The organism is Chamaesiphon sp. VAR_48_metabat_135_sub (assembly GCF_031418915.1).
GTDB lineage: Bacteria > Cyanobacteriota > Cyanobacteriia > Cyanobacteriales > Chamaesiphonaceae > Chamaesiphon.
Genome location: NZ_JANOJV010000256.1, coordinates 45,380 through 66,566, shown reverse-complemented (window position 1 = coordinate 66,566; position 21,187 = coordinate 45,380). Strand labels below are relative to the sequence as shown.

Below are 21,187 nucleotides of genomic sequence, written 5' to 3'. Positions count from 1 at the left end.
TTTCCTGTTTTGGATGTCAAGGCTAAATCGATTTCTCTTTTCAGCATTGATTTAACAAAAAAGTTGGCTTAAAGCTTTGCCAACAAAAAAGTTGTGTTATGCTAATTGTTAGCGCAGCCTTTTTGTCATGTTCGATGGAGAAGAACTTAAATGCCCCCATTTACCGATCGAGGCTATTTACCCCCAGGTATTTGGGATGTGAGTTGGGTCGATTTCTGGGAGCGATATGGATATAATTCTCGTCGTGCAAATCTATTGTCTGGTTTGATGTTTGCACTCAAATTACTCGATAGATCTCAGTAGTTTGACGCAAACAGGTAATTAATCATGATTCAAAACGAACATCAGTATAAGGTTACTAAAGGCGAGATAGACAAATTACAACAAGTTATCGAGAAATTGCGAGAACAAGCATCAAATTTGCAGCCGCAACAACTAGCGGCGATGCAAAATAGCTTTCAAATTCAAATCGATCGAATGCAGTCCCAATTGTGTGAATATGATGAATTGAAGGCAGGTAATGTCGAAATTACGATGGGCGCGATCGAGGATTTGCCCAAGGTATTGATTCAAAAACGGATTAGTTTGGGGATGACTCAAAGGGAATTAGCGGCAAAACTAGGTATCAAGGAACAAATGGTGCAAAGATATGAATCCACTGGTTATGAATCGATTAGTTATCAACGGTTGACGGAGGTTTGGAATGCTCTAAATGCGGCAATTCCAGCCACGATTGTGGGAAATGCTCGATAAGTCAATTCGATCGAGATTTACTCAACGACAAGACGTTTGTGAGGCTATTTACCAGCGGTTATGGAGAAGTTACGATTTATTCTTCTACAAATAGAGACTCTAAATCTCGATAACCACTCACTATCCGCAGAATTTCTATACCAATATCGGTTTCTCGGTAGCAAATCAAATAGTCTCGAACGGGAAAACTACGAACTCCATGCGGGAACTCCATACGACTTTTACCCATTCCTGGAAAATTGGCAATCTTTTGACAAGTAGCGTTAATTCTACCTAATAGCCGATCTGATGCATCGAGACTACCGTAACTAGCTACATAATCCAAAATACCTTCTAATTCCCTGCTTGCGCTAGCAGTAAACAAACAAACTTTAGTCATCGTGGTTCGTGCGCCGCTGTTGCGATTTTTGTCTCAATCGCTCGAATAGTTCCTCTCCATCAATCAGTTCGCCTCTTTCTGCTTCTGCTAGTCCAATCTCAATATCTCGACGGAGTTCGTCATATCTAGCTTTCTCTATGGCATCCTTTGCGGCTAGTAGCTCTAAGCCTGCGAGCAGGATTTCATCGATCGAGCCGTACTTACCCCGATCGAGTTGGTCTTGAATGAATGTTTGTGCTGCTGGTGTTAAAGGTACATTTAACATTAGTTGAGACTCGATCGAGCTACCAATCAATTGTACTGTAAAATATTGTAGCTGAGGTAGTGACAATTTATGAATTGCCTCTGCTGGGGGTTTTGCCGATCGCGTCCGATCGTGTTAGCGATCGATTCATCCTAATCCAAGGAAAAATGGAGATCGAATTTATCCCGACAATTTGAGTACCCAGCGATGAGTGGGAATGGTGGGCAAACGATAACTTTTGCCCACCCCTAAAAAATCTGGCGTTGCTGAATTACGGTACGAAATTCCCTCAAAATTTAGGGTAGGGGTAATTCATGAATTACCCCTACCCTAAATTTTAGGGCTTATCGCTCAAAGAAATCATCCCTGAATGCCACAACACCAAACATCTATCTTCAATTCGCTTACACTTTGCCACTAGATTTTAGTTTCTTTCTCATCCGCAATGCTGCTGTACCACCGATTAATGTCCCAACGATCGTAAATGGTTCGGGGACTGCTGTAGATGTGGCAGAAGGCGCAAACGCCAGACCCCATGAAGAGACATTAGTAGCGAATGGAGTGACAACCCCAGTTGATGAGATCTTGATAATTCTGCTTGAGCCGTACTCTGATGCAAACAGGGTGTCACTCGAATCGAATGCTAGCGCAGTGGGACTATTAAGCCCTGTCACAAAGGGTGTGACAACTCCGCTTGATGAGATCTTGTTAATTGTGCCACTGTTAAGTCCACCTGTGCCGTAATCTGATACAAAGAGGTTGTCATTAGCATCAAAGGCAAGCCCAAAAGGACGAGAGAGTCCCGTATCAAAGGATGTAACAATTCCAGTTGATGAGATCTTGTTAATTTTGCCTGAGAGGTAATCTGCTTCAAAGAGGTTTCCACTCGAATCGAACGCAAGCCCAACAGGATCGAGATTAAGTCCGTTAGAGAAGAAAGGAACAGGAGAGATCGCTCCCGTTGAAAATATCTTTTCAATTGAGTCTGAGATAAGACCTCCTACTGCGAGATTTCCACTTGAATCGAACGCAAGCCCAGCAGGACCAAAAGGTCCCTGAATAGAGGCGAACGTAGTGACGATACCAGTTGGTGAGATCTTCTTAATTGCGCCTGTACCGTAATTTGCAACGGTGAGATTTCCACTTGAATCGAAGGCAATTCCAATAGGGTTGTTAAATCCGGTAGCAAATGTAGTGCTGATCCCAGTTGATGAGATTTTCTGAATTACGCCACCATTGTAACCTGCTACATAGAGATCTTCGGCAGATGCACCGATCGGAATTAACACAGCAGAAGCAGCAATAAGACCGATCGAAAGCTGAACGGCGCGAGATTTTCGGACGATATTCATAAATTCACACTTGTCGAATCAAAAGGGATAATCGGCGGGTTTAGATCGAAACAAGCGGATAATACAATATTGCAAAAAAAAGCTACACTTAGTTAAATAAGTGCTCTCCTACTTAGTATCTATTTGATACCCTGTTTATCTAAATATAGACATCATCACGCGCTGAAAGATAGATATAGATGGATTGGCGGTCTTGAGAAATATTTTGAAGCACGATCTTTATTTAGTTAACTTTTGTTAACTGCGGCGCGATCGAGATAAATGCAGAAATTTAGCATCAGCGGCGATCTCAGGCTCAAATCTAGGTGGAGTAATAGAAATTAAGATTATTGTTGCTCGATCGATATATCCCACATTCCGCACTTGCTATTTTTCGCTTGCGTAGGGTGTGTTTCTGCGCCAGCAAAACGCACCAATCCTCTAACCTGGACGGTGCGTTACCCTTACGGGATAACACACCCTACTTTTACGAAAAATAAGACTTTTTAGGGATAGATTTTTTATGTACTAAAATACGTCGATTCATACTTGAGACGGAAGTCGATCGTTCAGGGCTTGATGTTGCTGTTCCCACCACTCATCGGTAGCTTCAATTGTCCGATCTTTTTGGAGTGTAGATCGCAGCATCACATTAACTTTCTGTTTGGCTTGACGCTCTTGCTCTCGTTCGATTAAATCTATGAGAAACTCATCCGCAGTAACATAGTGACCACTGGATATCTGTCGATCTATATAGGCTTTAGCTGCTTCTGGTAAAGCGATGGTAAGGTAAGTCATCGGGCTGTTTGAGGACGTTGGCGTAGCCTCTCGTTAGAGAATCGAGACTACTTGAATTATAACTTATAGAGCAGTATTCATCACTCGTTGACAATGCCGTTATCTACACTAATCCTAGTTCGCGTTTAAGAAGATTGATTGATTTCAATCCGATATAGCTCTCACTCTCGACGACTTGGGGAATGCGGATTAAGTCATCTTCCGCAGCTTCGATCGCTTGATGGACGATCGAGAGACTGGCTTTGTCGCTGATAATGGTATGAGCGCGGCGAACTGTGGCGTTGAGTTTATAGGTATCTTTGGTTTGACAAGCCATGACTAATAAATCATCACCCCGCATACTATGTACCATCATTTCGGCGACAGCCAGAATGCCAGCACTGAGGCTGACGATACCGACATAACTATTTTTGGGGAGAGTTTTGACAAGAGCTAGTTCTTTTTCATAGTCTTGTAAATCGACGGGAATGACGCGGATCGATCGAGGTGCTACTATTTCACTGTTGGCTAATTTTGATTCTACACTCGCAATAAAATAGCGGCTGGTAACGACTGTCGCCGCCAAAGATTGAGCTAGTTGGACTTCCAATTTGTCTAAAGTGACGAGTTGAACCGGAATTCCGAGCGACTGTTGCAATTCTTGGAGCATTAATTCTCCCGCACCGATTTCAATTCGGGGCACAGTTACAAATACTCTAGCACTACACCGCCATCGCCAATCGATTTCGGTGAGGAATAATTCCCGTGATTGAGTGAGTGAATAACCTTGGGCGAGTAGAGTGTTGAGACTTTGGGAGACTAAATCGACAGCAGAGAGAGTAGGATCTATCTGGGAATTGGTGACAAGATGGTTGCTCTCATTTCCCAATGACTTGACATATATACCAGAACCTGGAACAGATTCTACTAATCCAGTTGCTTCTAATTGACTGTATACTTTACCGATCGTGTTCCGATGCAATCCTGTTTGCATAGCTAATTGACGGGTACTCGGTAATCTATGCCCAGGGGAAAATTGTCTAGACGCGATCGCAAACAACATTTGGTCGTACAGTTGTTTGGATACGGGAATTTCGCTATCAGTTTGAATGTGGAATTGCATTAACTTCTTTGTCTGCGGACTTCATACAACATCAGCGCAGCCGCCGTCGCTACATTTAATGATTCTACTCCTGTTTCCATCGGAATTTTAACTTGAAGATCGGCTAATGCTGCTAGATCGTCACTTAAACCCGCTCCTTCATTTCCGAGTAAAATCAGTGTTGGTTTAGTTAGATTTACATCCCAGTAGCTAGTTTGAGTATGGGAAGTAGTCGAAACTATCTGTACGCCCTGTTGCTGGTAACTAGTGACTAATTCGTGGAGATTGTCACTTACACCCATTGCGAGCCGAAACCATTGCCCAGCAGAGGCGCGGAGGACTTTAGGATTGTCTAAATCGACGCTATCTTGACTTACCCATAAACCATCAGCACCCGCAGCAGCAGCGGTACGAATGATGGTACCCAAATTACCAGGATCTTGAATAGTAGATAAAACGATAGTTAATTTTGCGGGAATGGGCGGTTTTTTCTGAGCCAATCGCGGTGCAATTGCCACGATCCCATCAGGATTTACCGTTGTGGCGATCGATTTAATTACTTCATCGCTGACTAATTCTACTCTGTCGCAATTTTCTAGCACGATCGATCGCAATTCAGGATGATGTTCTTCCCATTTAGAGGTATAACACACAGTCATCAATGGATAATTGACAGCGCAGGCTTCCTGAATCAGATGTGTTCCCTCTAGCAAAAATAACTGTGTTTCCCGCCGCTCCTTGGCATTCTGGAGCCTTCTAAATTTTTGGACGAGGGGATTTTGAATACTGGTTAACATAGCAAAAACGATCGAGATACAACAAATCGGCAAACAGCAACGATTAGTTGTCGCCGTTTACCGATCTTAATTTACTAAATATATGCGCGACCCGAGACTCGAACTCGGAAGTCCTTGCGAACACTAGAACCTGAATCTAGCGCGTCTACCAATTCCGCCAGTCACGCAAATCGATCGATTTCTCAACCAGTCACTTATTATCCAAGATCGATCGAGCATTTGTCAAGGAATTTTTAGCGATCGGGAATTAAAAAAGCCTATCCAGTCATTTGGTAGTAGGGGCAATTCATGAATTGCCCCTACTACCAAATGGTACTTGCCAAAATCGATCGACTCATGATATAGTTGCTAAGGCTTATTTGCGGTCTTACCGTATAATTAAACTACTATAAGTATTTGAGGTTCAGTCGCGACTAATTGCGTTAACCAGAATTCAATAGCCAGCCACAGACAGCAGGAGCGCGTAGCTTAATTCCCTGCCGAGGTTAACGCAAACAGTACGAGCGATATCTACTAGTATTAGTAGAAAAAGACGCGATCGACTGAACGAAAACCTTGGCACCTAGTGTCGGGGTTAGTTTTATGCCTGTTCTGTCCGTTCACACCCAAAACTCGATCGATCGAGAGGTTAAGAAGCAACATGGGGAGAACCCTAGAAAACAAACAAGCGATCGTCGCTACGCTCAAGCAAGACTTGAGTGAAGCAACAATGGTCGCGGTGATTAACTACCAGGGTTTAACCGTGGCAGAGATCACCGATTTACGCAGACGAATTCGCCCTAAAGGTGGACTCTGTACGGTCACTAAAAATACCCTCATGGGTAAAGCGATCGAAGGAAACCCCGAATGGGAAGCATTAGAACCATTACTCAAAGGTTCTTCGGCATTCTTATTGCTCAAAGATGACATTGGTGGCTCGATCAAGGCTTACCATGAATTCCAAAAAGCCACCAAGAAAACCGAACTTCACGGTGGGGTAATGGAAGGGAAAGCCCTCTCTGGAGCTGATGTCAAAGCCATCGGCGAGCTACCATCGAAAGAACAACTCATGGCGCAAATTGCTGGTGCTCTCAACTCCGTCACCGCGAAAATCGCGATCGGCGTTAAAGAAGTACCTGCTTCGATCGCGCGTGGGATTAAAGCTCATGCTGAAAAAGTTTAGAGCGGTAATCATCGCCAACAACCGAGTTACAATTTTCAACCATATTTTAGGAATTTACACATGTCTGCTGCAACCGATACAATTTTAGAACAGTTAAAAACTCTCAGCCTCTTAGAAGCGGCTGAATTAGTCAAACAAATCGAAGAAGCTTTTGGCGTAAGTGCTGCTGCACCCGTCGGCGTAGCTGCTGCTGCACCTGCTGCTGCTGCTGAAGCTGCTGAAGTCCAAACTGAGTTCAACGTTGTGCTCGAAGGATTAGCTGACGAAAGCAAGAAAATTGCCGTCCTCAAAGTTGTCCGCGCTATCACTGGCTTAGGCTTGAAAGAAGCTAAAGACTTGGTTGAGTCCACACCTAAAGATGTCCTCACTGGCGTACCTAAAGCAGCCGCTGACGACGCTAAAAAACAAATCGAAGAAGCTGGCGGTAAAGTCGCTCTCAAATAGTGATCGCGACGAAACCCTGCGGCAAATTTAATACTTTGCCGTTACGTGTCACAGTCGAAATGGCATTGCTTCATACTTGACTCTCGAGCCAACCTAAGTTGGCTCCTTTTTTTAGCCGAAAATAGGCGATCGCTTTTGCCGACATCCTAACGAGCCTCACGAAATCTGCTAGAATCTGAAAATGTTTTAATGTAACAATTCTCAACTAAGAATAGTATCTCACAGCTAGTAAAATCCTGAATAGTCAATATTGTCCGATCGGGTACTAGCTAGTCATCATCGATCTAGTGAGAAACCACCAATTGAACCTTGCAGATGTAGCGACGACTTAGGTGTCGTTAGCAGCCTAAATAACTAGCAAATTTCGCCGATAACTTTCGGTTAACCTATGCACTCAGCCACGCGACTGGATGACCTCAAAATCTTAGAGTGTTTTCTTCAAAACTCTCTTCACGCTCACCTCGGGCGGATTATTCCATTCAGGGTACAGTGTCTATACAAAGATGATACCCTCTGGGTACTCGCCCAACACCCCGCTGATGTGGTGATCGATATTCCCGATACCTTTAGCGTGTTGGAACACGCCTTACAAGCAGAAGAACCCAAAACACCCTTGGCGGTAAAATTGTACCTGCGTGCAGAGGGGAATCAGCGTCCTTATAGCCAACAAAGCTTTACCGTTTACCCCTTAGTCAAGAAAACCGTACCAGGAGAAGCAGCTCCCGAAATGACTGGCATGAGCGAAGACCGAATAGCATTAGAGCGGGATCTCAACGATATTATACCTGGGCACCCCCTTCATGTCCCAGCTAACCACATGGATAACTCAAACAATAACCCATCAACAGTTCCTGAAATAGTATCGAGTGGTAGCGAACTCGCGAGCATCCCCTCCGAGGGCGAGCTTCGTCGAGGAAATCGGCTCGTCAAAAAAATAGATACCGATGTTTTTGTCGAGAAGATCGAGCATTCTTTTGGAGCCACAAAAGATAGCCCTTACCAGTCTGCATATCCACCCGCTTCCAGACGCAGAAGGAAGATGATCGTGCCCATTCTCGGGGGTCTGGGGCTGCTGGCGATCGGTTCGGGGGTAGGATATATGGGAACGCGCCCCTGTGTGTTATCGGTCTGTACGGAGCTAAATACCGCCACTCAGCTCACTCGATCGTCCCTCGCCACTCTCAACAATCCCAGTGTTACTGGACAAGAAGTTTTAACCGCCCAAAAACAGATCCATCAAAGTGTCAAGTATCTAAACTCTATTCCGTTATGGTCTGGCAGTCATGGTGCGGCGCAAAAGTCATTAGCCGTGACAACAGCTCAATCTGCCGATTTGGACACCACCGTGACGGCGATGAATCAGGCATTTAAAGCCGCAACTATCGTCAAAACCCCACCGATTCCCCTGGTGAAATGGCAGGAAAGCAAACAGTTGTGGACAAACTCGATCGAGAATCTGGGCAAAGTTCCTACTACTAGTCAGATCTACCCCCTCGCCCGCCAAAAACTCACTAACTATCAAGGCAGATTAGCCGATATAGATCGCCGAATTCAAGTCGAAACCACTGCCGAACAAAAACTCAAATCGGCGGTAGACGGCATCAAGGCTGCGACTAAATCCCAAGCAGCAGCTCGATCTTTAGCTCAATGGCGAGGAGTCAAAACCGAGTGGGATCGGGTGAATAGTCAACTGATTAGTATTCCGGCAACCACGACAGTTTACACCCAAGCTCAAGCATTACTCTCATCTTATCAACCCCAGATTTCGATCGTCCAAGACAAAGTTTTAGAAGAAGACAAAGCGATCCAAAACTATCAGACTGCGCTCAAACTAGCTCAAGCAGCCAAACTTGCTCAGAAGAATAATCAGTTAGCGCAATCTGTCTCTCAGTGGAATCAGTCAGTTGTGGCGATTCAAAGTATTCCCCAGAATAGTTCTATTTATGCTCAGGCGAAACCGCTAGTTCTTGAATACACCAAAAGTTTTCAACAGGTAGAGGCACAACTTAAAACTACTCAAAAGATCGTCTTAGCAAATAAAGATCTCCAACGAACTTGTGCTGGTACGCCCCAGATCTGTACTTACATGGTTACTGGGAAGTCCATACTAGTAAGGTTGATGCCACTTTATACTCAGACACTCAAGCAAACAGCAATGGTAGCCTCTACTCAAGGCGATAGTGTTGCGAGAGTTGGAATTGTCAACCATGTCAACACTCTCGGTAATGCTCTCCAAACTATCAGTGAAAATGCAAAATTACCACTAGAAGTTTACGGTGCAGATGGCAAGCAAATTCAAAATTATCGACCGTAGGCAGCGAATTTATGATTTTCTTCGCACCATCTAATTTCAGTCCTTTACTCATCCTCGATCTAGTGTTGAGATCTGATTCAGGATTGTTATCTAGTATTTGGGGTGTAAAATAGAAAAGCAAATTCAATTATGGAAATGGCTTGGGAGAATATGAATTTGGCACGAGATTTACAAGAAGACGAAAATTTGAAAGATAAAGGTCAAATATCGGAGCCAGATCGATCGATTATCGTTCCGCTCGCGGAGCCGCTACCTGCACAGAGCGACTGTAACAACGAGTTAAGTATATCCAATCCAAGGATTTTATTTGAAGCTTATCCACTCACACTCAAGAATGGTACTGGTATTTATGTATATGCCCTCAACCTGCTCAGGGGAATTAATACCGAACGAGATAATAATAGTGCTGGATTACTGTTACTCTTAAACGAACAAATCAATCTACCGCTGGGGGGATTAAGTAGCTCTCACGAACTAAAAAACATCCAAAGCTATGCCAAATTGCTATCGCAATTATTTCAAACTCGCTACCCCAATATCAGCCGTAGCAATCGATCGAATAATTGGATACCCTTGGCTCAACGCCTGCTGAGAAAGATTTTACGGACGATATTTTTGCCAGTATCTTTTTTTTTGCGCCCCCAAGCATTCTCTTTTCCAACAGTACTCAAGTCCAGTCTGACTGAAATTCTCAACGATAGTTTTATTAGCTACGATTTTCTGCATCACCATCAGCCCTATTTGGTTAATTTTTCTCGAAGCTTTTTGATGCTACGGGGTGTGCTAAAAATTTCTAATCGGATTAGTTCTCGTCATTTAGCTGAAGCTTATGATGTATTTCACTGCACTCATATTAGCCCTTTAACCGTCGCAAATCTGCCTCAGGTGACTACAGTTCACGATATCGTGCCATTAATTAGACCAGAGTTAGTCAGTAGTCAGTTAGTTTTAGTTTTTGCAAAATTACTTAAAGCTAATCTGGGTAATTCTACCAGACTGATCGCTGTTTCCCAAGCAACCAAAGATGACTTAGTTCGCTATTGTCAGGTACCAGCCGCCAAGATTACGGTAGTGTATGAAGCCGCCCGCAAAGAATTTCAACCCGTAAGTGCCGAAATCGCTAGACCAATTTTGAGTAAAATTGGTTTGATTGTTGACGAAGTTAGCATTCCTTACTTTGTCTTTGTCGGTAACATTGAGCCGAAAAAGAATATTAAGCGGTTACTATTAGCTTTCGAGCAGTTTGCGATGTCCGATCCACGAGGCTGTAAACTAGTGATGATTGGCAGCCACGCCTGGGGCTTTGATGATGTGAAAGATTTAATGACAGAAATGATCGCAGCAGGGACTTTAATTCACCCAGGCTATTTACCAACAGATCGGCTACCCGCATTATTTTCTCACGCTCAAGCACTGATGTTGCCTTCCTTAATCGAGGGATTTGGGCTACCTGTACTTGAGGCGATGGCTTGTGGATGTCCAGTAATTACTTCAGATATTCCCTGTATCCAGGAAATTGCTGGAGATGCAGCGATTAAAATCGATCCTCTATCGATTGAAGAAATCTGTCGCGCGATTACAACAATTGCTAATGATGAGTCTTTGAGAGCTAATCTGAGTAAATTAGGGCTAGCCCAAAATAAATTATTTAGCTGGGAGCGTTGTGCTCGGGAAACATTGACAGTTTATCGTGAAGCAATCGCCGAATTTGCTAGCAATAAATAAGCGATCGAACTAAGGAGATTTCTGATGAAGCAAAATTTAAAGCAAATAATTCGTAAATCTCTAAATAAAATTTTAGGTATCGATCGATATCAGCTCTTATTCCAGATGCCTTCCAACGTAGCCATGACGATTGGATATAGTCAAGAAAATCGAGCGATACCCAATTTAACGCATCCAGTTAGCCAGCTATGTACAGCTTCACAATTCGATAGTGTCGAATATCAGCGATGGGTTGATGAAATCAAAGAGACAGCAAGATTGCATCGCAAACAATGGGAATTCATCTATATTTTAAGTGTATTGGATTACCATCAAAAGCTCGACAAAGGAGTTACAGGATTAGGCTTTGGATGTGGTAAAGAGCCAATCGCCAGTGTGATGGCAAAATATGGCTGTAATATTCTGCTGTCAGATCTCGATAATCATGATGCCTCTCAAAAAGGGTGGGTAGCTACAAATCAACATTCCAGTCAACTAAAAGATTTACATAAAAAAGAGGTGTGTGAGTGGAAAGTTTTTGAGGAAAATGCTTCATTTATGACGATAGATATGAATCATATTCCGATTAATTTACCAAAGTTTGATTTTATCTGGTCTTCATGTGCGCTCGAGCATTTGGGTTCGCTCAAACACGGTATGGACTTTATCTTAAACTCATCACAATATCTCAATCCAGGCGGGATTGCCGTACACACTACAGAGTATAATTTATCATCTAATGATTTAACGATCGAATCTAACGAAACTTCTATTTATCGGAAGTGCGATATTGAAGAATTAGTTAAAGAGTTATCGATCGAGAATTTTGATGTCGATCCCGTTAATTTTTATACTGGCGATCGAGTGGAAGATGGTTTTATTGATATACCTCCTTACAGTTCTGATATCCATCTTAAATTGCTGATGTCAGGTGCTGTGACCACTTCGCTTGGATTAGTTATTCATAGACCGCTTGAGACATGTATTCCCTAATTTCTACAACAAATCAAACAGTGAAGCCTATGAAAGTTGCAATTCACAATGAATTTTTTGAAACCTATTGCGCCGAGACAGAACTGGCCAGAAGAATCTGTATTGCTGGAGCGAGATTGGGTTGGGAGGTAATTGAAGTTGGATCTGCTGATGCGATTAAAAGCTTCAACCCTGATTTTGTGCTAGCTCTCCATTTTATGACACCGAAATTGACTGGTTTCCCCACTTATGGGTGTATGTGGAATCCCACCAGCTTTTTTGAACAGTGGAATCCAGATCGATCGCGAAAAAATATCCTCAGCTATGATGGCTATCTATCTTCATCTCCACAAATAGAGATTTGGCTTAAGGATATATTATTTGGAAGAGATAAAAAATGTTTTATTTATCCAGATTTTTATCCTAGTTGTCATCAGACACCATATCAGCAGCCTCAACTTGAAAATCCTCAGCTAGTTTATATTGGCACTAATTGGGATGGCAATCGTTATCAAGAACTATTTGAGCGTCTAGATCGAGAAAGCTATATGCAGGTCTATGGACCGTCAGAAGCTTGGAAATATTTGCGTTTATCACATCAAGGCTCATTACCATTTGATGGTGAAAGTCTAGTAACAACTTTAAACAAAGCAGGGATAGGTTTATGCTTGCATAAACAACAGCATATTGATGCCGCAGTACCATCAATGCGAATATTTGAGATAGTTGCGGCTGGAGCAGTAGCAATTTGCGAAGAACATCCATTTATCGAACGAGCTTTTGGTGATTCGGTGCTTTATATAGAATCAAATTCAAGCCCGAAATCACAAGTACTTCAGATATCGAAACATGTGCAGTGGGTGAAAAACAACCAGCAGCAAGCTCTGGAAATGTCTCGACGGGCACATCAAATATTTACAGAAAAATATAGTCTCGAACATTTACTGCTAAATATATTACCTTATCATCAGGAATTAATTGTAGAAAAAGGTTTTATTAAGGCAGTAAATCTGGCTGAAAACCAGGAAAAACTGGTAGAAATAATTGTCAGAATAGGCGATAGAAGTGAAAAGCTTATTCGACGCTGCTTCGATAGTCTTGCTAATCAAACATATAAAAACATTAGAGTCGTCTTAGTAATTTATAAGCAACTTCCACACCTAAATTGTATAATTGAAAAATATCAAGACCGACTAGACTTTAAGCTAGTCAACTCCGAACCATCTGGGTTTAGAAGCACTCAGATGACAGCAGGTTTGAATGCAATTAGTGCTGATTATTTTGGGATATTAGATGATGACGATGCGATCCATCCTAACCACATTTACACGCTAGTTAATATCCTCGATCGTTCTCCAGAAATAGGTGTTGCTTATTCTGGGGCTATCTGCAATTGGGAATCGGACGAACCAGATTCCAAGTTGGAAAATTCAGAACTAGCACATTTCGAGCCTTTTAATATCAATAAATTAGTAAATCTAGATAACTTCATTGTCTCTAATAGCTTTATCACCAGGCGAAATTTGCTAGACAAAAATATGTTAGAAGATCCAAAGCTAGAAGTAGTAGAAGACTTTTTTTTGCTGATGAACTTGTGCAGAAAAACAAAGTTTTCTTTTAGCTATGAAGTTACATGTGAATTTTACTGGCGATCTTCAAAGAAAGACAACTCAACTTTTATGGATAATAAAATATGGAAAGATAGTGCTAATCGCATTAGAAATATGTTTTGGGGCAAAGATTTCGATCGCGTTCAATTTGTCAATAGTGCCGATCGCCACGATCTAGCGATCGACCCTTCAATTACCAAAGAAATGCTTAATTCCTTGAGCATTGAAGAGCTACAAGTACAGCTTAATAATGCCTTCAATATTATTGAGTCAATGGAAAGTACTAAGTTTTGGAAATTACGAAAACAATGGTTTAAGTTAAAAACAGCTCTAGGATTGGTCAAGCCAGGTGAGTAAATTGATAATTGATAATTGATAAGGGACTTGCAAATAATAATTCATTCCAAATAGATTGACCGATCCCGAGACGGCATAATCGATTTATCCGGCTGGAACGATTTTATTGTTGGGAGTCCCTTCGGTATATAATTCCCAAATTTTAGACCTGAAAAATACCTGATTAAGCAACAAGTAACTACTTAGATTTGGATCGATCGGTATGTTGTAATACCTTTAGGAAGTAACATCTTTAATTGGTTGACAATGATAGAGTTGGTATTGATAGCCATAGACTCCCCGTGTAAACTTTTTGGATCGATCGCAAGTAGGTGGTAAGCTTACAGGTGCATAAAAATTAATCAGCCAGAGATCGATCGGGTGCGAAATTCGAGCGACAGTTTCGCGGAGAATATTACTAGCTGGACAATTTCGATCGCACAATTTCTGGAATTGACTAGTCAATAAAAACTGAGTTGATGCGGTTGAATTTAGTTGTGAGGTCCGGTGCATTTCCCACGCTAATCCCATCATTTCGCCAACTTGAACTAAACTATTGTGAGTAGTCGCAATTAAGACGGGAATCGGTGCCGATGCTTGAATCATTGGCACAATTTGTTCGGAGCGATAGTACTTATGGTAGCCATAATTGTTAGCCACAATTGCACTACTTACCAATCCCATCAACAAGACGATCGTCACAGCTTGTTTCCCCGATACCCATTTAGCGATCGACGGTTTACTATCCCAACAACTCGCCAATCCCAATCCAACTAACATCATTATCCCTGGAAAATAGGCAAAGTGATATCTCGCACCACGCGTAATATCGATGCCAGTCAGCCAGGGTATTGCTAAATATAACCCGATCGAACTAATTGTAAAACTAGCGATCGCGATCGTCCCAATTTTTGTTTGCGGCTGTCTCCACTGGATTCGCACTCCCCGCTTCACCATCGGAGTCGCCCATGCAAAAAACATCAGCATCAAAACCGCTGACAAAATTACGATCGGGATATTAATATCAATTGGATTCTCTGACAGGATGTATATTGACGGGAATTCTGTCACTTCAACTAATAGCAAGGACATCATCGAAATTGATGCGCCAATTATTTGAAAAAAGGGATTAAATACTTCAATCAGTTTATGCGGTTCGTTATCGATCCAGCCTGGAATCCGCCGATCGTAAGTACTAATTAATAGCCACAACCAGACAGCTCCACCCGCAGCAGTACCCAGAATCGCGCTCGTTAATCGTTGCCAATTGGCATGTAATAAACTATTACTAGCAGTTGTTGATTCAGACTTAGCTAAAATTTGGTGAAACTGCCATAATAAGAATACGCCTAGTACCATTAATTCAGCAATTAGGGCAATACTAAAAAAATAATGTGTTCCTATTCCCAAAATATTCACAACGATCCAGATCAGCACGATCGAGATTGGTAACTTTTGCCCTGCGGTGAGGTATTTACAGGCGATCGCCAGGCAATTAATTGATATTGTGACCCACAAGATGGCTAAACTATAATGGCGGGCTTCTTGGGCAATAAAGATACCATAGGGTGATAAAGCCAACATTGCAGCAGTAAAGTTGGCAATTGTCCGTGCAGATCGCCGATCTTCTGGACGCGATCGAAAGGTAAAATAACTACAAATATATCCGCAGGGAATTGTCAAAATTCCTAAGACAGCAGGTAAAGCTCTCGCACCCCACAGATTAACTAATCCCCCCTCGGCGGGAAATAGGTTCATCCACAAGTTTGCCAGGACAAAATAAATTGGTGGCTGACGATCTTCGATCGATACTCGATGGATAATATCGCTAACTGTCGCACTAGAATTGGGCATTAGTGGCGCGAGTAAATCTTGGAGATCGATGATTCGATCGAGTGGAACTGATTGAAAACTATTACCCAAGCTCAAAACCAGCGTTCTAAATTCATCCGTCCACGGCGGTTTACCATCCAAATTTGTCAACCGCAAACTAGCACCAAGGATCGTCCAGAGCAACAATAACAGCCATTGTCTACCGCCGATTAACATATGACAGTTCTTATAAGTGCAAGTAGACTCAGCGCATCGCTTTCAACTTTCAACTAATTCAAACTAATTTATCAATTAATCCAGTAATTGACTTCTGAATTTTCTGTTTGCGTTGCCAGTTTTGGAAAGCACGATCGTAAGCTTGCCCTTGACGCTGATAAAAGAATTTCCAGGCATCTAGGCCAAAGCCCATCCCCCAGAAAATTAGCACGTATAAAGACCAGGGTAATCCAAATCCAGTTAGGAAATTTAAGGCGACCAAACAAGCATTGGTAATCGCATATTTTCCTAATTTATCTTGGAATTTCGATCGACGGTAAGCTTCAAATTCCTGAAATTTTTCACTCGCGCCCTGTTGACTGAGCCACTTATTTTTAGCAAGTTCGAGCGTATCTGGTGAGATCCGCAATTCATCAGCAATTTCTAATAACTGTGCGTAGGATAGTTCCGTACCTGTACTAGGATGCTGCGCCAGCGCAATGTTCAGAATCTGTTGGACATCTTCCTGGCTGTAGGCGCGAGTTAGGGATGGTTCTGAAGAGTTCATATCCGATCGTTGGCGAAGCCTCTCCTCCGGAGAATCGAACTAATTACAAGTGGGTGGATGGATAAATATCCATGCTTAATTATGACATTTATCGCCAGTTACGGTAGAGATCGATCGCTACCCAGATTACCGTACTTAGTCTCAACCTAACCTACTAGCTGCCACCAACCCAAACTAGGCCCAATCCAGCGAAATGTAAACCAGCCCAAACCTAATAATCCAATGCCAATCCAAGCCCCCTTCGTGCTAACTCTAACAAAGTCTTCAGACTGAGTTGTTGTTAGTGGCAGCCAAGAAACAATTCTTTGACTCGCTGGTTTTAGCTCACTCTCTTTCCGTCGTTTGGCATCACCCATAAAATCGATTGACTCAGCTTATATTAAGAAATTTAGACTGGTATCTATAATGTGTAGATCCTACCACAAATCAAGTTTCGGGTTTCGGGTTTCGAGAATAGTCTCGTAACTTGCGCTGCTTCGTACTCGCCAAAACATGACGATCGCGATCTAAAATGAGATACCTAGACCGCTAACAGGTAATCTTCCTGGGGTAGTTAATTACAGTAAAAATATTTCAATATGTTAGCCAAAAGAATATTACCTTGCCTAGATGTCAAAGCTGGGCGAGTAGTAAAAGGAGTAAATTTTGTTGGGTTGCGGGATGCTGGAGATCCAGTCGAACTCGCCCAAATTTATAACGATGCTGGTGCCGACGAACTAGTATTTCTAGATATTACCGCCAGCCATGAAGACCGCGATACGATGATCGATGTTGTCTATCGTACTGCCGATCGAGTATTTATTCCCCTCACTGTCGGGGGTGGAATTCAATCACCGTCAAATATCAAAGACTTATTACGTGCAGGCGCAGATAAAGTCAGTCTTAACTCAGCAGCAGTGAGAAATCCCAACTTAATTAACGATGCTAGCGACCTCTTCGGCAATCAGTGTATTGTAGTCGCGATCGATGCCAAACGCCGCAATGACCCCAGTAATCCTGGTTGGGATGTCTATGTCAAGGGTGGGCGGGAAAATACCGGACTAGATGCGGTGAAATGGGCGCGAGAAGTCACGAAAAGGGGTGCGGGCGAGCTTCTGGTTACTAGCATGGATGCAGACGGTACCAAGGCTGGATACGACCTCGATCTGACCCGCTCGATCGCCACTGCTGTCCAAGTTCCAGTAATTGCTTCGGGTGGTGCTGGTAATTGCGAACATATCTATCAAGCTGTCACTGAAGGACGCGCTGAAGCGGCATTATTGGCTTCTTTGTTACACTATGGCGAATTAACCGTCGCTGAGATTAAGGAGTATCTCCATCAGCAACAGGTACCTGTCAGGATTTAAAGGCTCTCCTGTATTGGATGGCAATTCGGTTTAGGTTCAATAAACTTCCTGCGAAATTCAGGGAATAGATTTAGGGAATCAAGGGAAGATCGGGTGTAGGGGTATAGGGAACTGTGAAAATAGCTTCCATGTGCATCTATCCAGAAGTAACTTGCAACATCGACGAGCAAAGGGAACCTCACAATTTCCTCACAATTTAATTATAAGCTACATCGATGAGCCAGTACTCCGACTTCATCAATTCATGAAGACCCATGTTGAAATTTATCTATACAGAGACAGCCTTATATTTGGAACTACTAGGTTCTGACCTAGAAGATTGGGTAGAACAACGACTCATGTTTGCGATTAGCACTGGTGAAGCAATTTTTGTGAGTGAGGAAAAGGCGACTTTCCTCTTGCCAGATGTAGTCTGTGAAGCTACAGAACTCAGTCTTTACCTAGATCATCAGGGGGTGAACACTGTCACTGTCAATCGTTGCGATCTAGATCGAGTCGAAATTGGACTGACTGGCTATTGGCTCTCTACTCATCTGGATAGTGTGGAGGGCATATTCGTCACCCAATTACCCGATCGCGTAGAATCCTATCTATGGCAACTATGGTGTAGTGCAAATAGTCTGTCAATGACTAGTGATGGCGTTGTCGGCTAGAGGGGTTAGGTTTTAGGTTTTAGGGCGTGTTATTTTTAAGATTGAGATTTAGCGACTGTTTCTTACCAATCTCTTTTTGACTTGAAAAAACAACGCCTGGACTTATTACTAGTAGAACGCAATTTGTGTGAATCGCGACAGTTGGCGCAACGCTGGATTCAGGCGGGAGAAGTGCGAGTAAATGGCGAGGTAGTGGATAAATGCGGCACAGCAATCTTACTAACAGCCGCTATTGAAGTTAAAGCTAGAGCGCGATTTGTGTCCCGTGGCGGTGAAAAATTAGCGAAGGCTTTGGAAGTATTTGAGATCGTCACACTCGATCGAATCTGCTTGGATAGTGGGATTTCTACAGGCGGTTTTACGGATTGTCTATTGCAAGCAGGCGCGAAACAAGTCTATGGGATCGATGTTGGCTACGGACAAGTAGACTGGAAACTGCGGACTGACGATCGACTAATCCTGCGCGAACGGACAAATATTCGTCATTTGACTCCAGATGAACTCTACGGAGAGCCAGTTGAAGGTATTTATCCCGCCATCCTACCAGACTTGGCGGTAGTTGATGTTTCCTTTATTTCCGCGATTAAAATTTTGCCAGCATTAAAACTATTGTTGGCACCCCCAAAAGAACTCTTATTGCTAGTTAAACCGCAATTTGAGGTGGGTAGACAAGCGATCGGCAAGAATGGAGTGGTTAGAGATTTATCAGCCCAAGCAGGGGCAATTTCAGGAGTATTAACAGCAGCCCAAGATTTGGGTTGGCACTATCGCGGCTTAACATGGTCGCCACTAGTCGGGCCAGCCGGAAATATTGAGTATCTATTATGGTTAAATACAAATGGTGATGAACTAATTGCAGCACCAGATTTAGCCGAAATTAAGTCATTGACCGAAGCCGCACAGCAATCACTGTGAGGATGGTGAATGGTGGATGGTGGATACTTCGGCTACGCTCAGTACAAGTGGTGGATGGTGAATTTGGACGCAAGCATATTTTTACCTATAAACTCCCTTTACCCTTTCCCCCTTCCCCCTTCCCCCTTCCCCCTTCCCCACACCCCTATGGCAATCCAACTACGTGTCTACGTCCCCCCACATCCATTAATTAAACACTGGTTGGGGATGGCGCGGAATCAAGAGACTTCGCCGAAAATCATGCGCCAAACTTTGGCAGAATTAGGGAAATGGTTGGCTTATGAAGCAATCAGAGAGTGGCTACCGACGATCGACATTCAGATTCCGACACCTGTAGCTGAAACCACGGCTACCTTTGTCCATCCTCAAACTAAATTGGCGATCGTCCCGATTTTACGGGCAGGATTGACATTAGTCGAGGGAATTCAATCTGTTTTACCCCTAGAGTCAGCAATTTATCATCTGGGATTGGTGCGGAACGAACAGACATTACTCCCCAGTTGTTATCTAAATAAACTACCCGACAAGTTCGAGCCAGATACGCGGATTATTATCGCCGAACCGATGTTGGCGACTGGGGGAACAATTATGCACGCGATGAGTGAGCTAACTCAAAGAGGAATCGATCCGGCTTATGTGCGAATTATTGCGATTATCGCCGCACCACCAGCATTGCAAAAATTAAGCGAGGCTTATCCCACTTTGAGTATTTATGCCGCGATGATTGACGAACACGTCAATGAATCTGGTTTCATTGTCCCTGGTTTAGGCGATGTTGGCGATCGAGCCTTTGGAACTTAAACCACTCACTTTCCAGTGTTAAATTTAGACATCTGGAGTAGTGAGTGGGTGGTGGATGGCACCATAGACGATCTCAATCTGTGATGTCGTTGGCGGAGCCTCTCCCCTTCGAGAATTTTCTATTTCTTAGGTGGGAAGGGAGTAAATTGCTGGTTGACTTAGAAATAGCCTTCAACTAGCACCATCTTCTTCTTTACCGCCGAATCGAAAAATTAGGATTATCTCTATTTTCTTGCCATTGATTCAGTAGAGTGAGCGTCAATTTATACATTTTTGGATTGCATTGTTGCTGATACAGTCTGACGGCTTGCTTCATGTCGCTAATTGCACTGTCTCTTTGACGTAGCCTCTCCTCTGGAGAATCGTTGAGTCGATCGTATTTGAGTGTAGCTCTAAGAACGTGAGCCTCTGCATACAGGGGATCGAGTTGAATGGCGTAATCGTAATCAGCTAATGCTCCCCGAACATCCTGAAATTTATCATACTTTAATAAACCGCGATCGCTATATGCCGCAGCAGTATGAGGGTTAAGTTGGATTGCTCTGCTGTAGTCATCTAATGCCCCACTATAATCGCAGAGTTTACTCTCTTTTAGCAAACCGCGATTGTTGTAAACAACCGCAGTCTGAGGGTTGAGCTGGATTGCTCTGCTGTAGTCATCTAATGCCCCACTATAATCGCAGAGTTTGTTCTCTTTTAGCAAACCGCGATTGTTATAAACAACCGCAGCATCAGGTTTGAGTTGCGCCGCCCGATTGTAGTCATCCAATGCACCATTGTAGTCATTGAGTTTTTGCTCCTTCAGCAAACCGCGATTGACATAGAGATCGATCGAATTAGGCTTAAGTTTTATCGCCTGATTTAGATCGGTTAATGCTCCGTCATAATCTTGCCGATCGTACTTTAATTTTGAAGACGTAACGTAATCTTCTGCCATTAATCTCCATTAAT

Annotated in this window: 22 protein-coding genes and 1 tRNA gene; 12 read left to right on the top strand and 11 right to left on the bottom strand. The window is 43.0% G+C overall.

Features of this window, described 5'->3' with window-relative positions; genetic code table 11:
• The first annotated feature begins 150 nt into the window (after positions 1-150).
• Entirely contained in the window at positions 151-303 is a 153-nt protein-coding gene (locus RMO55_RS18125; RefSeq protein WP_310428874.1) for a DUF6932 family protein, read from the top strand.
• Between the two features lie 24 nt (positions 304-327).
• A complete protein-coding gene (locus RMO55_RS18120) occupies positions 328-753 on the top strand; it encodes a helix-turn-helix transcriptional regulator (protein ID WP_310428872.1) in 426 nt (141 codons plus the stop codon).
• A 76-nt stretch (positions 754-829) separates the two neighbouring features.
• On the opposite strand, the gene RMO55_RS18115 is transcribed toward RMO55_RS18120, so the two are convergent.
• The 7 genes from RMO55_RS18115 to RMO55_RS18085 form a co-directional block, all read right to left on the bottom strand.
• Positions 830-1,132: a type II toxin-antitoxin system RelE/ParE family toxin gene (locus RMO55_RS18115; protein WP_310428870.1), complete on the bottom strand. Its 303-nt coding sequence runs from the start codon at positions 1,130-1,132 to the stop codon at positions 830-832.
• On the bottom strand, positions 1,125-1,463 hold the full coding sequence (locus RMO55_RS18110) for a type II toxin-antitoxin system ParD family antitoxin (RefSeq protein WP_310428868.1): 339 nt from the start codon (positions 1,461-1,463) through the stop codon (positions 1,125-1,127). The genes RMO55_RS18115 and RMO55_RS18110 overlap by 8 nt, the downstream gene beginning before the upstream one ends.
• 317 nt (positions 1,464-1,780) lie before the next feature.
• Positions 1,781-2,728 carry a PEP-CTERM sorting domain-containing protein gene (locus RMO55_RS18105; protein WP_310428866.1) on the bottom strand — a complete coding sequence of 316 codons (948 nt, stop codon included), beginning with the start codon at positions 2,726-2,728 and terminating at the stop codon, positions 1,781-1,783.
• 522 nt (positions 2,729-3,250) lie between these two features.
• Complete coding sequence (locus tag RMO55_RS18100; protein WP_310428864.1) at positions 3,251-3,505, bottom strand: hypothetical protein; 255 nt, start codon at positions 3,503-3,505, stop codon at positions 3,251-3,253.
• 103 nt (positions 3,506-3,608) lie between these two features.
• The gene (locus tag RMO55_RS18095) at positions 3,609-4,607 is read right to left on the bottom strand and encodes a GntR family transcriptional regulator (RefSeq protein WP_310428862.1); all 999 of its coding nucleotides are present in this window, start codon (positions 4,605-4,607) and stop codon (positions 3,609-3,611) included.
• On the bottom strand, positions 4,607-5,383 hold the full coding sequence (locus tag RMO55_RS18090; RefSeq protein WP_310428860.1) for an RNA methyltransferase: 777 nt from the start codon (positions 5,381-5,383) through the stop codon (positions 4,607-4,609). The genes RMO55_RS18095 and RMO55_RS18090 overlap by 1 nt, the downstream gene beginning before the upstream one ends.
• A gap of 83 nt (positions 5,384-5,466) precedes the next feature.
• Positions 5,467-5,550: transfer RNA gene (locus tag RMO55_RS18085), tRNA-Leu, on the bottom strand.
• 473 nt (positions 5,551-6,023) lie between these two features.
• On the opposite strand from RMO55_RS18085, the gene rplJ reads away from it, so the two are divergent.
• From rplJ to RMO55_RS18055, 6 genes are all read left to right on the top strand, one after another.
• The gene (gene rplJ, locus RMO55_RS18080) at positions 6,024-6,545 is read left to right on the top strand and encodes a 50S ribosomal protein L10 (RefSeq protein ID WP_310428858.1); all 522 of its coding nucleotides are present in this window, start codon (positions 6,024-6,026) and stop codon (positions 6,543-6,545) included.
• Positions 6,546-6,605: 60 nt separating this feature from the next.
• Entirely contained in the window at positions 6,606-6,989 is a 384-nt protein-coding gene (gene rplL, locus RMO55_RS18075) for a 50S ribosomal protein L7/L12 (RefSeq protein ID WP_310428856.1), read from the top strand.
• A 388-nt stretch (positions 6,990-7,377) separates the two neighbouring features.
• Complete coding sequence (locus RMO55_RS18070) at positions 7,378-9,303, top strand: hypothetical protein (protein ID WP_310428854.1); 1,926 nt, start codon at positions 7,378-7,380, stop codon at positions 9,301-9,303.
• Positions 9,304-9,432: 129 nt separating this feature from the next.
• On the top strand, positions 9,433-11,028 hold the full coding sequence (locus RMO55_RS18065; protein ID WP_310428852.1) for a glycosyltransferase family 1 protein: 1,596 nt from the start codon (positions 9,433-9,435) through the stop codon (positions 11,026-11,028).
• A gap of 24 nt (positions 11,029-11,052) precedes the next feature.
• Entirely contained in the window at positions 11,053-12,000 is a 948-nt protein-coding gene (locus tag RMO55_RS18060; RefSeq protein WP_310428850.1) for a methyltransferase domain-containing protein, read from the top strand.
• Positions 12,001-12,029: 29 nt separating this feature from the next.
• Complete coding sequence (locus RMO55_RS18055; RefSeq protein ID WP_310428848.1) at positions 12,030-13,946, top strand: glycosyltransferase; 1,917 nt, start codon at positions 12,030-12,032, stop codon at positions 13,944-13,946.
• A gap of 216 nt (positions 13,947-14,162) precedes the next feature.
• On the opposite strand, the gene RMO55_RS18050 is transcribed toward RMO55_RS18055, so the two are convergent.
• The 3 genes from RMO55_RS18050 to RMO55_RS18040 all read right to left on the bottom strand — a co-directional run bounded on the left by RMO55_RS18050 (position 14,163) and on the right by RMO55_RS18040 (position 16,877).
• Positions 14,163-15,974 (bottom strand): glycosyltransferase, encoded by a 1,812-nt coding sequence (locus RMO55_RS18050; RefSeq protein ID WP_310428846.1) that lies wholly within the window; start codon positions 15,972-15,974, stop codon positions 14,163-14,165.
• 58 nt (positions 15,975-16,032) lie between these two features.
• Positions 16,033-16,521: a 2TM domain-containing protein gene (locus tag RMO55_RS18045; protein WP_310428844.1), complete on the bottom strand. Its 489-nt coding sequence runs from the start codon at positions 16,519-16,521 to the stop codon at positions 16,033-16,035.
• 146 nt (positions 16,522-16,667) lie between these two features.
• Positions 16,668-16,877 (bottom strand): DUF2839 domain-containing protein, encoded by a 210-nt coding sequence (locus RMO55_RS18040; protein WP_310428842.1) that lies wholly within the window; start codon positions 16,875-16,877, stop codon positions 16,668-16,670.
• Between the two features lie 222 nt (positions 16,878-17,099).
• Between RMO55_RS18040 and hisF the strand changes: the two genes are divergently transcribed.
• The 4 genes from hisF to upp all read left to right on the top strand — a co-directional run bounded on the left by hisF (position 17,100) and on the right by upp (position 20,236).
• Positions 17,100-17,867 carry an imidazole glycerol phosphate synthase subunit HisF gene (gene hisF / locus RMO55_RS18035; RefSeq protein ID WP_310428840.1) on the top strand — a complete coding sequence of 256 codons (768 nt, stop codon included), beginning with the start codon at positions 17,100-17,102 and terminating at the stop codon, positions 17,865-17,867.
• A gap of 254 nt (positions 17,868-18,121) precedes the next feature.
• Positions 18,122-18,520, top strand: a complete 399-nt coding sequence (locus RMO55_RS18030) for an alr0857 family protein (RefSeq protein ID WP_310428838.1) — start codon at positions 18,122-18,124, stop codon at positions 18,518-18,520.
• A gap of 81 nt (positions 18,521-18,601) precedes the next feature.
• Positions 18,602-19,435, top strand: coding sequence for a TlyA family RNA methyltransferase (locus RMO55_RS18025; protein ID WP_310428835.1), 834 nt, complete (start codon positions 18,602-18,604; stop codon positions 19,433-19,435).
• 147 nt (positions 19,436-19,582) lie between these two features.
• Positions 19,583-20,236, top strand: a complete 654-nt coding sequence (gene upp / locus RMO55_RS18020; RefSeq protein ID WP_310428833.1) for a uracil phosphoribosyltransferase — start codon at positions 19,583-19,585, stop codon at positions 20,234-20,236.
• Between the two features lie 193 nt (positions 20,237-20,429).
• Here the strand turns inward: upp and RMO55_RS18015 are convergent, their stop codons facing one another.
• Positions 20,430-21,173 carry a tetratricopeptide repeat protein gene (locus RMO55_RS18015; protein ID WP_310428831.1) on the bottom strand — a complete coding sequence of 248 codons (744 nt, stop codon included), beginning with the start codon at positions 21,171-21,173 and terminating at the stop codon, positions 20,430-20,432.
• Positions 21,174-21,187 lie beyond the last annotated feature (14 nt).